General features: G+C 68.5%; 11 protein-coding genes, 1 tRNA gene, 1 pseudogene and 2 riboswitches. Of the genes and pseudogenes, 8 read left to right on the top strand and 5 right to left on the bottom strand.

What is annotated here, in order from left to right; translation table 11 throughout:
• Positions 1-70: 70 nt before the first annotated feature.
• Positions 71-146 (bottom strand) — tRNA-Arg (locus tag HWX62_RS25740).
• A 251-nt stretch (positions 147-397) separates the two neighbouring features.
• Between HWX62_RS25740 and HWX62_RS25735 the strand changes: the two genes are divergently transcribed.
• A complete protein-coding gene (locus HWX62_RS25735) occupies positions 398-1,285 on the top strand; it encodes a c-type cytochrome (RefSeq protein ID WP_175930918.1) in 888 nt (295 codons plus the stop codon).
• Between the two features lie 114 nt (positions 1,286-1,399).
• Here the strand turns inward: HWX62_RS25735 and HWX62_RS25730 are convergent, their stop codons facing one another.
• Positions 1,400-3,487: a UvrD-helicase domain-containing protein gene (locus HWX62_RS25730; protein WP_175874689.1), complete on the bottom strand. Its 2,088-nt coding sequence runs from the start codon at positions 3,485-3,487 to the stop codon at positions 1,400-1,402.
• Positions 3,488-4,031: 544 nt separating this feature from the next.
• On the opposite strand from HWX62_RS25730, the gene HWX62_RS25725 reads away from it, so the two are divergent.
• From HWX62_RS25725 to HWX62_RS25695, 7 genes are all read left to right on the top strand, one after another.
• On the top strand, positions 4,032-5,084 hold the full coding sequence (locus tag HWX62_RS25725; RefSeq protein ID WP_175930919.1) for an oxidoreductase: 1,053 nt from the start codon (positions 4,032-4,034) through the stop codon (positions 5,082-5,084).
• 204 nt (positions 5,085-5,288) lie between these two features.
• Entirely contained in the window at positions 5,289-5,654 is a 366-nt protein-coding gene (locus HWX62_RS25720; RefSeq protein ID WP_175930920.1) for a hypothetical protein, read from the top strand.
• Between the two features lie 121 nt (positions 5,655-5,775).
• A riboswitch (glycine riboswitch) is annotated at positions 5,776-5,877 on the top strand.
• Between the two features lie 32 nt (positions 5,878-5,909).
• A riboswitch (glycine riboswitch) is annotated at positions 5,910-6,043 on the top strand.
• Between the two features lie 83 nt (positions 6,044-6,126).
• On the top strand, positions 6,127-7,245 hold the full coding sequence (gene gcvT, locus HWX62_RS25715; RefSeq protein WP_175930921.1) for a glycine cleavage system aminomethyltransferase GcvT: 1,119 nt from the start codon (positions 6,127-6,129) through the stop codon (positions 7,243-7,245).
• Between the two features lie 127 nt (positions 7,246-7,372).
• Positions 7,373-7,753, top strand: a complete 381-nt coding sequence (gene gcvH / locus HWX62_RS25710) for a glycine cleavage system protein GcvH (RefSeq protein WP_175930922.1) — start codon at positions 7,373-7,375, stop codon at positions 7,751-7,753.
• Positions 7,754-7,811: 58 nt separating this feature from the next.
• A complete protein-coding gene (gene gcvP / locus HWX62_RS25705; RefSeq protein WP_175930923.1) occupies positions 7,812-10,739 on the top strand; it encodes an aminomethyl-transferring glycine dehydrogenase in 2,928 nt (975 codons plus the stop codon).
• 166 nt (positions 10,740-10,905) lie between these two features.
• Positions 10,906-12,036 (top strand): alginate lyase family protein, encoded by a 1,131-nt coding sequence (locus tag HWX62_RS25700; protein ID WP_244136099.1) that lies wholly within the window; start codon positions 10,906-10,908, stop codon positions 12,034-12,036.
• Positions 12,037-12,066: 30 nt separating this feature from the next.
• On the top strand, positions 12,067-13,455 hold the full coding sequence (locus HWX62_RS25695; RefSeq protein WP_175930925.1) for an L-serine ammonia-lyase: 1,389 nt from the start codon (positions 12,067-12,069) through the stop codon (positions 13,453-13,455).
• 66 nt (positions 13,456-13,521) lie between these two features.
• Here the strand turns inward: HWX62_RS25695 and HWX62_RS25690 are convergent.
• The 3 genes and pseudogenes from HWX62_RS25690 to HWX62_RS25680 form a co-directional block, all read right to left on the bottom strand.
• Positions 13,522-13,888: pseudogene (locus HWX62_RS25690) on the bottom strand (type II toxin-antitoxin system VapC family toxin).
• Between the two features lie 42 nt (positions 13,889-13,930).
• Positions 13,931-14,215: a type II toxin-antitoxin system RelE/ParE family toxin gene (locus HWX62_RS25685; RefSeq protein ID WP_175930926.1), complete on the bottom strand. Its 285-nt coding sequence runs from the start codon at positions 14,213-14,215 to the stop codon at positions 13,931-13,933.
• On the bottom strand, positions 14,212-14,673 hold the full coding sequence (locus HWX62_RS25680) for a hypothetical protein (RefSeq protein ID WP_175930927.1): 462 nt from the start codon (positions 14,671-14,673) through the stop codon (positions 14,212-14,214). The genes HWX62_RS25685 and HWX62_RS25680 overlap by 4 nt, the downstream gene beginning before the upstream one ends.
• Positions 14,674-14,921: the final 248 nt, after the last annotated feature.

The following is a 14,921-nucleotide window of genomic DNA, read 5'->3' as shown; positions in this document are numbered from 1 at the left end:
GCTAGCTGCAATTTAGCTGCAATGAGTCTGTCCGACGAAGGAAGGAAACCGCTGAGAGCCTCGATAGGCTTGGCGCGCCCGGCTGGGATCGAACCAGCAACCCCTGCCTTCGGAGGGCAGTACTCTATCCATTGAGCTACGGGCGCGTGAGACAGTGAAGCGACCCCATATACAGGCCGCCCACGATTGGCAAGACGGCAAGGATACCCGGTTTCCCACGACGCGTCCACCTTGCCCGCCGAATCGCCGCACGGGCCCGCTGCGTGCGGGTAAACACGCGCCACCGCGCCGCTCGCCGTGATGTAAACGTTCCGTCTATAATCGTCCGTGCTTCATTGGACTGCCATTTTGCCGTTGCACCGCGCTCACAATTCCTATTCACGGAGACGAGGCAAGCATGAGCGAAGCACCCCACGAATCTCCCGTCAAAACCCCCGGGCAGCTGATTGCCGTCATCATCGCGTCGTTCGCGATTCCGATTGTCCTGATCGTCCTGTTCGCCAATTACGCGAACCATGCATTCCGTGCGGGCGCCGGCACGGACGCGCTATCCGACGAGCAGGTCGCCGCCCGTATCGCCCCGATCGCGAAGGTCGACGTGAAGGACGCCAACGCGCCCCGCACGTACAAGACCGGCGAGGAAGTCTACAAGGCCGTCTGCGTGACCTGCCACGGTACGGGCGCCGCCGGCGCGCCGAAGTTCGGCAACAAGGACGACTGGGCGCCGCGCATCTCGCAAGGCTTCGACACGCTGCTGAAGACGGCCCTCGCGGGCAAGGGCGCAATGCCGGCGCGCGGCGGCACCAGCCCCGACGACGTCAGCGACTATGAAATCGCCCGTGCGATCGTCTACATGGCGAACAACGACGGCGCGAACTTCCCCGAACCGGCCGCACCGGCCGCCAACGCGGCACAGCCCGCCAGCGGCGCGCCCGCGTCGGGCGCCGACGCGTCGAACGCGCAGGCCGCCGCCGCGATGGCTGCGATCGCCGCGATCCCGAAGGCCGGCGAAAAGCCCGCGGCCGCCCCGGCCGGCGCCGATGCGGCAACGGCCGGCAAGGCGCTGTATGCGTCGACCTGCCAGGCCTGCCACGCGGCCGGCGTGCTCGGCGCGCCGAAGTTCGGCAGCAAGGAAGACTGGGCGCCGCGCCTGAAGGACTCGATGGATACGGTCTACAACTACGCGCTGCACGGCAAGGGCGCGATGCCGCCGAAGGGCGGGTCGAACGCGTCGGATGCCGACGTGAAGGCGGCCGTCGACTACATGGTCAACGCGGCGAAGTAACGCACCACCCGGCCTGCCGTAACCCCCCCCCCCCGCGGCGCCAGCGCACCGCGGGGGTTTCGTTTTGGGGTCGCCCGTTCGCCGCGCCGTCGTGCTCGCGGCGGCGCCGTCGCGTCACTTCTGCAGCAACGCCTTCAGGCTCGCGAGCCGGTCCTTCGGCGACATCGGCGCTTCTTCCGGCGTCGGCGGCGGCGCTTCGTCGAGCCCCATCTCCGGGATGAAGCGCGACGGTTCGCACACGACCGTCTCGCGCGCCCGCTTGCGCTTCTTGCACCAGTTCAGGTGCAGGCTGCGCTGCGCGCGGGTGATCGCGACGTACATCAGCCGGCGCTCCTCCTCGATCCGCTCGTTGTCGATCGGGCCGTCGTCCTCGCTGCCGCCGCGGTGCGGCATGATGCCTTCCTCGACGCCGACCAGGAACACGTGCGGATACTCGAGCCCCTTCGACGCATGGACGGTCGACAGCCGCACGGCGTCCGGATCCTCGTCCTTGCCTTCGAGCATCGACATCAGCGCGACGGTCTGGATCAGCCCGAGCAGGTTCTTGCCCGTATCGGCGAGCCCGTCCGCGTTGTGGAAACCTTCGGCCTCGCCGTCGACGGCTTCCGTCTCGGGCTTCGTGCCCTTGCGCTTGAGCCATTCGAGGAATTCGAGCACGTTCTGCCACTTCGACTGCGCCTGCCGCTCGTCGAACGCGTCGTACAGGTACGCCTCGTAGTGGATCGCCTCCATCATGTCGTCGAGCACGACGGTCGCGGGCTCCTTGTCCGCGCGCTCGGTCAGGCGCTGGATGAAGTCGCAGAACATCCGCAGCGGCTCGACCTGGCGCGCCGACAGCCGCGCCTCGATCCCGCCCATGTACACGGCCTCGAACAGCGACACCTTCGCCTGCCCCGCGAACGAGCCGAGCGCTTCCAGCGTCGTGTTGCCGATGCCGCGGCGCGGCGTCGTGACCGCGCGGATGAACGCGGGATCGTCGTCGGCGTTCGCGATCAGCCGCAGGTACGCGCACAGATCCTTGATCTCGGCCTTGTCGAAGAACGACTGGCCGCCGGACAGCACGTACGGAATCCGCTCGCGCCGCAGCACCTGCTCGAAGATCCGCGCCTGGAAATTACCGCGGTACAGGATCGCGTAGTCGCGGAACTGCGCGCGCCGCTCGAACTTGTGCGCGGACAGCCGGAACACGACCGACTCGGCCTCGTGTTCCTCGTCGTTGCACGCCGTGACGGTGATCGAATCGCCCATCCCGTGCTCGGACCACAGCTTCTTCTCGAACAGCTTCGGGTTGTTCGCGATCACGTTGTTCGCGGCGGTCAGGATCCGCACCGTCGACCGGTAGTTCTGCTCGAGCTTGATCACGTGCAGCTTCGGGAAATCCTTGCCGAGCTGCGCGAGGTTCTCCAGCGTCGCGCCGCGCCAGCCGTAGATCGCCTGGTCGTCGTCGCCCACCGCCGTGAACGCGGCGCGCGGGCCCGCGAGCTGCTTCAGCAGCTCGTACTGGCACGCATTGGTGTCCTGGTACTCGTCGATCAGCAGGTAGCGCAGCTTGTTCTGCCAGCGGTCGCGCACCTGCTCGTTCTTCGCGAACAGCTCGGCCGGCAGGCGGATCAGGTCGTCGAAGTCGACCGCCTGGTACGCATGCAGCGTCGCCACGTAGTTGCGGTAGACGAGCGCGGCCTGATGCTCGTCCTCGTTGGCCGCGATCGCCATCGCCTCGTCGGGCATGATCAGGCCGTTCTTCCACAGCGAGATGATGCTCTGGATCTTGCGGATCAACCCCTTGTCGGTCGTGCCGAGCTGCTCCTGGATCATCCCGAAGCAGTCGTCCGAATCCATGATCGAGAACTGCGGCTTCAGGCCGACGTGTTCGGCCTCCTGGCGCAGGATCTGCACGCCGAGCGAGTGGAACGTGCAGACGGTGAGCTGGTTGACGGGCACCTTGCGGCCTTCCTTGCCCGGCGTGGTGAGCGTCTTGCCTTCCAGCAGCTTCGACACGCGCTCGCGCATTTCGGCGGCCGCCTTGTTCGTGAACGTGACGGCGGCGATATGGCGCGGCTCGAAGCCTTTCGCTTCGATCAGATGCGCGATCTTCTGCGTGATCACGCGGGTCTTGCCACTGCCCGCGCCGGCGAGCACGAGACAGGGACCGTCGAGATAGCGCACCGCTTCGTTCTGAGCGGGATTGAGGCCTGCTGACATGATGGCGGATGGTGTTGCGGGTTGACGGCGGAACGCCGGGAGGATGCCGTGCGCGGCAGGCTGGCGAAGCAGGCGGACACGCAGGCAGGACGCGCATGTTAACACGTCGGCGGCGCGTATTTCGGGCGCGCCGCCGGACGCGGCGCCCGCAGGCCGATCGGCCGGGCGCGCGCTGTCCGTCCGGCCAATCCGGCCCCGTTCACGCACCGTTCGGCCACAATATGCGTGCCGCGGCGCCGTCCGCGCCGGCCCGCTGCGTTCGGGGCAGGGGCGTTACGTGCGCCGCGTCACACCGCGGCTGCCCGAGGCGGCCGGCGCGCGCGACGGCGTGGCGGGCGAATGACGCGGTACGCGCCCTGGCCGGCCGGCTGCGCGGCGCACGATTCCGCGCAAAATGCCGGCAGTGCCTGCGCACGCGCCGCACCGCTTCGTGCGTTTCGCCCGACGCGTCTGTGCAAGCGGCGCCGCCATGCCAAAATAGCCGGTCGTCCTCGCGTCGCTCAGGCGCGCCATCCTTTAGTTTCCTTCGCAGCCAGGAATTGCCATGTCGTCATTGCTCAGGATTGGTTTGATGGGTTTCGGTTTCGCCGGCGCGACGTTCCACGCGCCCGTGATCGCCACGAGCGGCCGCACCGAGGTCGCCGCGATCGCGACGGGTCAGGCGGATCGCGCGCGGGCCGCGTATCCGGGTGCGCGCATCGTCCCCGACCTCGACACGCTGCTCGGCCTCGACGACATCGAGTGCGTGGTGATCGCCACGCCGAACGACACTCACTTCGCGCTCGCGCGCCAGGTGCTCGAAGCCGGCCGCCACGTGGTCGTCGACAAGCCCGTCACGCTCACCGCCGACGAGGCGCTCGCGCTCGCGCGGCTCGCGAACGCGCGCAGCCGGCTGTTCGCACCGTTCCACAATCGCCGCTGGGACGGCGACTTCCTCACCGTGCGCCGGATCGTCGAATCGGGCGAGCTCGGCCGCATCACGTACTTCGCGTCGCACTTCGACCGGTTCCGGCCGACGCCGCGCACGCGCTGGCGCGAGGAGCCGGCCCGCGGCGGCGGCCTGCTGCTCGACCTCGGCCCGCACCTGATCGACCAGGCGCTCGCGTTGTTCGGTACGCCGGAAACGGTGAGCGCCACCGTCAAGACGCGCCGCGACAACGGCACGGCGCCCGATTTCGTGCACCTGCTGCTCGGCTATCCGGACAAGGACGTCGCGCTGCATGCGAGCGCGCTGTCGGCGATCGAGCCCGCGCGCTTCACGCTGCACGGCACCCGCGGCAGCTACCAGAAGTTCGGGCTCGACACGCAGGAAGACCAGCTCAAGGCCGGCCTCACCGCGGACGACGTCGAATTCGGCGGCGGCAATCCGCCCGGCCTGCTGCGCGTGCTCGACGGCGACCTCGAGGTCGAGCGGCCGGTGCCGACGCTCGACGGCCAGTACGCGGAGTTCTACCGCGCGCTCGCCGCGTCGATCCGCGACGGCGCGCCGTTCCCCGTGACCGCGCAGGACGCGGTCGACGTGATGACGATCATCGAGCTCGCCGCGCAGAGCGAGCACGACGGCCGCCGCCTGCCGTTCGCGCGCCGCGTGGTCTGACGGCCTCGGCCGGGTGCCGACCCGGCCGCGCTTCGCGCCACGCCGCCACGCGCCGGCGGCAGCGCGGCCCCCGCCACCACGCCGCCCGGCCGGTACGATCCCGAACATTCCGTTACAAATGGTGCGGGAACGAAAGTCAGCGCTCGTCCGGTCTGACGCGTTTCTCGAAAAGTCGATTCGACACTTATCCGTCAGGAGAATGTGATGCAACGGTTGATTCGCGCAGCGGCATGCTGCGCCCTGGTTTCCTCGCTCGCGGCCTGTATCGTGCAGCCGCAGCGGCCGGCCCGGCAGGCGCCTCCGCCGCCGCGACCGAATCCGCAGGTCGTCGCGAACGACCGCATGCAGGAGGTCCAGGGCCGGATCGACAACCTGCATCGCCGGATCGACGCGCGCGTGAACGGCGGTTATTACCCGCCGCCCTATGGCGCACAGCTGCACCACCGCCTCGACGTGATCCGCCAGGAAGCGAACGACATGGCGGCCCAGCACAACGGCGGCCTGTCCGGCGACGAGCAGCGCGTGCTGAACCAGGAACTCGACACGGCCGCGCGCGCGATCGGCGAGTAAGCGAGTCAACGCGCCGGCGCCGCCGGAGCGGATGAAGCGGCGGCGCCGGCCGCGGCCGCTTGTCGCGAAGCGACATTCTTTTGCTCAAATTGACAATGCCGACCCGCTCGCGTACAGTCGCCCGCACGCGTCGGGAGAGCGTGCGACCGGGTGTTCCGACACCGGTTGCGCCGCCGAAGGGGCACACCCGCAAACTCTCAGGCAAAAGGACCGACCGCGTCGGGGATTCCCGTCCGCGCATTGCGCGGGCCGCACTCCCCGCACTCTGGAGAGCGGCAGTAGCCCGCAGCGCATCGGCTGCGCGGGCAGGCTGCCCACCGAAGGGGCGCGCGTTCGCCGGGCTTTGCCCGCAGCGCAATCTCTCAGGTATCGAGGACAGAGGGGCATGTACCGGATCGCTCGAGGCCATCGGCCGCGGCGGTCGGCACATGGCCGTTCTGATCCGCGCGCAAGCGCCTTGCCTGAGGCCTCGATGACTGCACTGAATCACACCCCGCTCAACGCCGCGCACCGCGCGCTCAATGCCCGCATGGTCGACTTCGGCGGCTGGGACATGCCCGTCAACTACGGCTCGCAGATCGAAGAACACGAAGCCGTGCGCACCGACGCCGGCATGTTCGACGTGTCGCACATGTGCGTCGTCGATTTCACCGGCAGCCGCGTGCGCGCGTTCTTCGAGCATGCGATCGCGAACAACGTCGGCAAGCTCAAGACGCCCGGCAAGGCGCTCTACTCGTGCCTGCTCAACCCGCAGGGCGGCGTCATCGACGATCTGATCGTCTACTACTTCACCGAAGAATTCTTCCGCGTGGTCGTCAACGCCGGCACCGCCGAGAAGGACATCGCGTGGTTCAACCAGCTGAACGAGCAAGGCGGCTACGGCCTGACGATCGCGCCGCGCCGCGATTTCGCGATCGTCGCCGTCCAGGGCCCGAACGCCCGCGAGAAGGTCTGGGCGACGGTGCCGTCCGCACGCGCGGCCACCGGCGAGCTCAAGCCGTTCAACGCCGCGCAGGTCGCCGGCACGCCGTTCGGCGATCTCACCGTCGCCCGCACCGGCTACACCGGCGAGGACGGCTTCGAAGTGATCGTCCCGGCCGTGCACGTCGTCGCGCTGTGGAATGCGCTGCAGCAAAACGGCGTGCGTCCGTGCGGGCTCGGCGCGCGCGACACGCTGCGCCTCGAGGCCGGCATGAACCTGTACGGCCAGGACATGGACGACACCGTGTCCCCGCTCGACGCGGGCCTCGCATGGACGGTCGACCTCACCGCGCCGCGCGACTTCGTCGGCCGCGCCGCACTGGAAGCCAACGGCACGCGCGCCGCGTTCGTCGGCCTGATCCTGCAGAAGGAGAACGGCAAGGCGGGCGGCGTGCTGCGCGCGCACCAGAAGGTCGTCACGCCGCACGGCGAAGGCGAGATCACGAGCGGCACGTTCTCGCCGTCGATGCAGGAATCGATCGCGTTCGCGCGCGTGCCGGCGGCCGTCCGGATCGGCGACACCGTCCAGGTGCAAATTCGAGACAAGAATCTTCCCGCGCGCGTGGTAAAACTGCCGTTCGTGCGCAACGGCAAGGTCCTCGCTGCGTAACGACCGGGAAGCGACCGGCAGGCCGCGTCCCGGTAAAGCCGGGAAATGGCGCCCGGCGCAACCCCATCCGGCGCGCCTCGGCGGCGCGCCAGCAAAACGAACACACCCTTTTATCCAGGAGCATCCGATGAGCAACGTCCCGGCCGACCTGAAGTACACCGACGAACACGAGTGGATCCGCACCGAGGCGGACGGCACGCTGACGGTCGGCATCACCGATCACGCGCAGAGCACGCTCGGCGACATCGTCTTCCTCGAGCTGCCCGAAGTCGGCAAGTCGGTGACGGCGGGCGACGCCGTCGGCGTCGTCGAATCGGTGAAGGCCGCGTCCGACATCTACTCGCCGGTGTCCGGCGAGATCGTCGCCGTCAACGAGGCAGCCACCGACTCGCCGGAAGGCGTGAACGGCGACGCGTACGGCGTGTGGCTGTTCAAGATCAAGCTCGCGGACGGCGCATCGACCGACAAGCTGATCGACGCCGCCGCGTACAGCAAGCTGATCGACTAATTTCCCTACCCGAACCGCGCGGCGCCGGCCCCGGCGCGCGCGGGACCAGAGTCACGCCATGAAGCTCGAACACCCGGACCGCCTGATGAACCGCACGCCCCTCTCGCTCGCCGCGCTCGAAACGCACGACGCGTTCGCCGAACGCCACATCGGCCCCGACGCCGCCAGCCAGCAGGCCATGCTCGACACGCTCGGCTTCGCGTCGCGCGCCGCGCTGATCGACGCCGTGATCCCGGCCTCGATCCGCCGCGCCGAAACGCTGCCGCTCGGCCCGTTCGCGCAGCCGAAGAGCGAGGCCGAAGCCCTCGCCGCGCTGCGTGCGCTCGCGGACAAGAACCAGGTGTTCCGCTCGTATATCGGCCAGGGCTATCACGACACGCACACGCCGGCCGTGATCCTGCGCAACGTGCTCGAAAACCCGGCGTGGTACACGGCCTACACGCCGTACCAGCCCGAAATTTCCCAGGGCCGCCTCGAGGCGCTCCTGAACTTCCAGCAGATGGTGGCCGACCTCACGGGCCTCGCGATCTCGAACGCGTCGCTGCTGGACGAAGCGACGGCCGCGGCCGAAGCGATGACGCTGCTGCAGCGTACCGGCAAGCCGAAGTCGAACGTGTTCTACGTCGCCGACGACGTGCTGCCGCAAACGCTCGAAGTGATCCGCACGCGCGCGCTGCCGATCGGCATCGAGGTCAAGACGGGCCCGGCGGCCGACGCCGCTCAAGCGAACGCGTTCGGCGTGCTGCTGCAGTATCCGGGCGTGAACGGCGACGTGCGCGACTACCGCGCGCTCACCGACGCGATCCACGCGGCCGGCGGCCACGTGGTGGTCGCCGCCGACCTGCTCGCACTCACCGTGCTGACGCCGCCCGGCGAATGGGGCGCGGACGTCGCGGTCGGCAACACGCAGCGCTTCGGCGTGCCGATGGGCTTCGGCGGCCCGCATGCCGCGTATCTCGCGGTGCGTGACGAGTTCAAGCGCCAGATGCCGGGCCGGCTCGTCGGCGTGACGGTCGACGCGCAGGGCAAGCCCGCGCTGCGCCTCGCGTTGCAGACGCGCGAACAGCACATCCGCCGCGAAAAGGCGACGTCGAACGTGTGTACCGCGCAGGCGCTGCTCGCGATCATGGCCAGCATGTACGCGGTCTACCACGGCCCGCACGGCCTGAAGACGATCGCACTGCGCGTGAACCGCATCGCGGCGCTGCTCGCGGCCGGCGTGAAACAGCTCGGCTTCGCGACCGTCAACGACACGTTCTTCGACACGCTGACGATCGACACCGGCGCGCGCACCGCGCAGATTCACGAATTCGCGAAGGCGAAGCGCATCAACCTGCGCCGCGTGAGCGACACGCAAGTCGGCGTATCGGTCGACGAAACGACGACGCGCGACGACCTCGCCGACCTGCTCAACGTGTTCGCGCAAGCGGCAGGCGGCACCGCGCCGGCCGTCGACGCGCTGGACGCGGGCCTCGGCGGCGTCGCCGCGCTGCCGGCCGGCCTCGAGCGCACGAGCGCGTACCTCACGCACCCCGTGTTCAACCGCCACCATTCCGAAACCGAAATGCTGCGCTACCTGCGCAGCCTGTCGGACAAGGATCTCGCGCTCGACCGCTCGATGATCCCGCTCGGCTCGTGCACGATGAAGCTGAACGCGACGTCGGAAATGCTGCCCGTCACGTGGCCCGAATTCGGCCGGATCCACCCGTTCGCGCCGGCCGAGCAGACCGTCGGCTACCGCGAGATGATCGACCAGCTCGAACAGATGCTCGTCGCGGCCACCGGCTACGCGGCCGTATCGCTGCAGCCGAACGCGGGCTCGCAGGGCGAATACGCGGGCCTGCTGATCATCCACGCTTACCACGCATCGCGCGGCGAAGGCCATCGCGACGTGTGCCTGATCCCGGCATCCGCGCACGGCACGAACCCGGCGTCCGCGCACATGGCCGGCATGAAGGTCGTGGTCGTCGCGTGCGACGCGCAGGGCAACGTCGACATCGCCGACCTGAAGGCGAAGGCCGAGCAGCACTCGAAGGACCTCGCGGCGATCATGATCACGTATCCGTCGACGCACGGCGTGTTCGAGCAGAACGTCCGCGAGATCTGCGAGATCGTCCATGCGCACGGCGGCCAGGTGTACGTGGACGGCGCGAACATGAACGCGATGGTCGGCCTGACCGCGCCGGGCCAGTTCGGCGGCGACGTGTCGCACCTGAACCTGCACAAGACCTTCTGTATCCCGCACGGCGGCGGCGGCCCGGGCGTCGGCCCGGTCGCGGTCGGCGCGCACCTCGCGAAGTTCCTGCCGAACCAGCGTTCGACCGGCTACGCGCGCGGCGAGGAAGGCATCGGTGCGGTATCGGCCGCGCCGTACGGCTCGGCGTCGATCCTGCCGATCTCGTGGATGTACATCGCGATGATGGGCGCGAAGAACCTGACCGCCGCGACCGAAACCGCGATCCTGAACGCGAACTACATCGCGAAGCGTCTCGCGCCGCACTACCCGGTGCTGTATTCGGGCCCGGGCGGGCTGGTCGCGCACGAGTGCATTCTCGACCTGCGTCCGATCAAGGAAACGAGCGGCATCAGCGTCGACGACGTCGCGAAGCGCCTGATGGACTACGGCTTCCACGCGCCGACGATGAGCTTCCCGGTGCCGGGCACGCTGATGGTCGAGCCGACCGAATCGGAATCGCAGGAAGAACTCGACCGCTTCATCGCCGCGATGATCGCGATCCGCGAGGAAATCCGAGCGGTCGAGGAAGGCCGCGCCGATCGCGAGGACAACCCGCTGCGTCACGCACCGCACACGGCGGCCGTCGTCACCGCGAACGAATGGCCGCACGCGTACTCGCGCGAGCAGGCCGCGTACCCGGTCGCGTCGCTCGGCACGAACAAGTACTGGCCGCCGGTCGGCCGCGCGGACAACGCGTACGGCGACCGCAACCTGTTCTGTTCGTGCGTGCCGATGTCGGACTACGCATAACGCCCGTCTCGCACCGGAGCGTCCGACCGTGACGACACCGCACGCAGCCACCGGTTGCGTGCGGTTTTTACGTTCCCCGCCCGGCCAACCGTTTCACGCTTGCCCGCCAATCCGGCTAACATCACACGCGATCCAGCCAATGAAGGAGTTCCGCATGGTGCGTCCGATGTTTCCGGGCCATGGTGCAACAGCGCGTCGGCCGCGCACCCGCGCAGGCCGCTACGTGCCGATGCTCGTCGCATCGCTGTCGCTGGCCGCCGCCGGCGTCGGCGTGTCCGGCAGTGCGCGCGCGGCGATGAATTTCTGCGCGGCGCCGGCGCTGCAGGCGAGCGAGACGACGCAGGCCGAGCCGGGCGTGCAGGCGCTGATCCGCAGCGTCGACGCGCGCATCGGCGAGCAGCCGAAGGCGATGGCGCGCGTGCACACCGAGGGCACGCTACCGCATGAAGGCATCTACGACCAGAGTGAAGCCGCGCTCAGGGACATGGAGCTGATGCGCGATGCCGCGCTCGCGTGGCGCGTGACGAACGCGCCGCGCTACCTGCAGCTCGTCGACCGCTTCCTGTCCGCGTGGGTGTCGACCTACCAGCCGAGCTTCAACCCGATCGACGAGACGCGCTTCGACAGCCTGATCATCGCGTACGACATGACCGCGAGCGCGCTGCCGGTGAAGACGCGCAACGCGGCGGCCGCGTTCATCGCGAAGCTCGGCGCCGGCTACGTCGCGCAGGTCGATGCGCAGAAGCGCCCGCTCACCGGCACCTGGCGCAACAACTGGCAGAGCCACCGGATCAAGCTGATCGCGCTGTCCGCGTTCACGCTCGGCGACCGCAAGATGATGAACGCCGCGCAGCGGCTGTTCGTCGAGCATCTCGCCGACAACATCGGCCCGGACGGCAAGACCTGGGATTTCGAGGAGCGCGATGCGCTGCATTACGCGGTCTACGATCTGCAGCCGCTGGTGACGGCCGCGCTCGCCGCGCGCCGCTTCAACCGCAACTGGCTGCGCGAGCGCGGCGCGAACGGCGCGACGCTCGCGGCCGCGCTCGACTGGCTCGTGCCGTATGCGCTCGGCGAGAAAACGCACGAGGAATTCGTGAATTCGCCGGTGCCGTTCGACGCGAAGCGCCGCGAGGCCGGCTTGCCGGGTTACACGGGGCAGTGGGACCCGAAAAACGCCACCGAACTCTTTCATCTGGCCGCGCGGCTCGACGGGCGCTATGCCCGCGTCGCGCAGCAGCTTTCCCCAACGCCGCCCGCATGGCTCGCCGCGTGCCTGCCATTGCAGGCGCGCTAGCACCATTCTTATAGCAAGGCAGGTATCGAAATGGCAGTCAGCGTGTTTGACCTCTTCAAGATCGGCATCGGTCCGTCCAGTTCGCACACGGTCGGGCCGATGCGCGCGGCGCTGATGTTCGTCCAGGGCCTCGAGCGCGACGGGCTGCTCGCGGCGACGGCCCAGGTGAAGGTCGAGCTGTACGGCTCGCTCGGCGCGACCGGCAAGGGCCACGGCACCGATCGCGGCGTGATGCTCGGCTTGCTCGGCGACGCGCCCGACACCGTCGATCCCGACACGATCGACGCGCGGCTCGAAGACGTCCGCAAGACGAAGCAGCTCGCGCTGCTCGGCACGCACCCGGTGCCGTTCGTGCTGAAGGAGAACATCGCGTTCTACCGCCAGGCGCTGCCCGAACATCCGAACGGGATGAAGCTGCGCGCAAGCGACGCGAACGGCGCGGTGCTGGTCGAGCGCACCTATCTGTCGGTCGGCGGCGGCTTCGTCGTGACGGCCGGCGCGCCGAACACCAAGGTGCTGAGCGCGGCCGAGCAGATGACGCACCCGTTCCGCACCGGCGCGGAGCTGCTCGCACTCACCGCGTCGACCGGCAAGTCGATCGCGCAGCTGATGTGGGAAAACGAGCGCGCGTGGCACACCGAGGAAGAAACGCGCGACGGGCTGCTGAAGATCTGGGCCGTGATGCAGTCGTGCGTGTCGCGCGGCTGCGGGATCGGCAACCCGGACGCCGACGACAACCTGCCCGGCCCGTTCCAGGTCAAGCGCCGCGCGCCGCAGCTGTACCGCACGCTGACGGGCAGCCCGGAACGCGCGCTGCAGGACCCGTTGTCGATGATCGACTGGATCAACCTGTACGCGATCGCGGTCAACGAGGAAAACGCGGCCGGCGGCCGCGTCGTCACCGCGCCGACCAACGGCGCGGCCGGCATCATCCCGGCGGTACTGCACTACTACACGCGCTTCACGCCCGGCGCGAACGAACAGGGCGTGATCGACTTCCTGCTGACGGCCGCCGCGATCGGCATCCTGTACAAGCTCAACGCGTCGATCTCGGGTGCGGAAGTCGGCTGCCAGGGCGAAGTGGGCGTCGCGTGCTCGATGGCGGCCGGCGCGCTCGCGGCCGTGCTCGGCGGCACGCCGCAGCAGGTCGAGAACGCGGCCGAGATCGGGATGGAGCACAACCTCGGCCTCACCTGCGACCCGGTGGGCGGGATGGTGCAGATCCCGTGCATCGAGCGCAACGCGATGGCGTCGGTGAAGGCCGTCAACGCGGCGCGCATGGCGCTGCGCGGCGACGGCTCGCACTACGTGTCGCTCGACTCCGTGATCAAGACGATGCGCGAGACGGGCGCCGACATGAAGACGAAGTACAAGGAAACGTCGCGCGGCGGGTTGGCGGTGAATATCGTCGAGTGCTGATGCGGGATTCGATGGTCGCGCGGGGTGAATCGATACCCCGCATTGCCGCCGACCTGGCGCCCGACGCTAGTCGTTCAGCCAGTTCTCCAGTCGCACCCCCGGATAGCTGACGAAATCCCGCTCGTGGTTGGTCACCAGGACGACATCGAGCGACACCGCATGCGCGGCGATCAATTTGTCGAGGTGATCCTTCTTCCGCTCGCGGGTGGCATCGCGCACCGGGCCATACGCTTGCGCTGCCGCGGCGTCGAAAGGCGCGACGGGAATATCCTCGATCAATGCGGCGAGATGGCGGCGCCCCCCGGGCAGGGCTCGCGCATGCGGTCACGCCGTACTCGAGTTCCGCATAGGTGATCGCCGACATGACGACGTCGCCCGTGTAGCACTGCGCAAACCGTTTCGCGACCTGCTCCGGCTGACCATGTGTGTACATATCAGTCTTCCCCGGCTGACGAGCCGGCAATGAATACGCGCATCACGGCCATTGCCGTCGCGCATGCAGCACCCGGAGAACCTCAACGATGCCCTCGGCCGGCCGAATGCGGTACACGAGTACATAATTCGGCGCGATCACCAGCTCGCGCGTGCCGGCCACCCGCCCTTGCCGATACAACTCGGCGTGGGCCGATAACGCCCCCGCCCTTTCTTCCAGCAGTTCGTCGAGTTCGAGCGCGGCCAGCGGGTCGTCCTCGGTGAGGTATTCCATGATCGCGGCGCGATCCTCGTACGCCTTCGGATTCCAGTGCGACGCGAGGGTCAAGAAGCATCCCCGCGCTTGCCCGCGAGCCGCTCACGCAGCGCCGCACGGCGCGACGCGAAGTCGGCGCTGACTTCGGCGTCCGGAATCGACATGCGCGGGTCATCCAGCGCCTGCTGCACCTGTTCGCGAAACCAGCGGTCGTGGGCTGCCGCCTCGTGCGCCGCCTTCAACGCGGCTGAACGATCGGGCCGGGCCGCCCGACCGGCCGCATCCGGATCGAACGTCGATGCATCCACATCGAACCGGCTGATGCCGATGTCGCGCAGAAAGCCGACCAGCGTTTCGAAACGGCGAAACACGCGCACGTCGCCGCGCTTGGCCGACAGGAAGCGTTCGTGTGCACCGCACCGGGCCGAGAGCGCCCAACCGTTGCCGCAACCGACCACGCGGGCCGCACGCACCGCACCGGCCTCGACCAGCTCCGTCAGCGTCTTTTGATCAATCGTTTCGGTCATCATGACGATTCTCGCCCCCTTTCCCCACTCATTCGCTGAAATTTTACTATTGGACGGTATCCCACTTTATTGTTATTTGGGAGACCCATTTCCGGATCGAGACACGCGTCAGCCCGCCATCCGTAGCGCTCACTTTCCGCCCTCGCACAAGCGCGCACAAGCTGGCCGGATGGCCAACCGAAGCCGGCGCGCACTCGGCCCACCCAGCGTTCCGACACTTTTCAGCGGCCGTCGCACCGGCCCGCGGCCAA

The sequence above is a fragment of the Burkholderia sp. BCC0506 genome (genome assembly GCF_902833145.1).
Taxonomy (GTDB): Bacteria; Pseudomonadota; Gammaproteobacteria; order Burkholderiales; family Burkholderiaceae; genus Burkholderia.
Note: the sequence above shows the minus strand (reverse complement) of the source record. Positions and strands in the feature narration are given on the sequence as shown.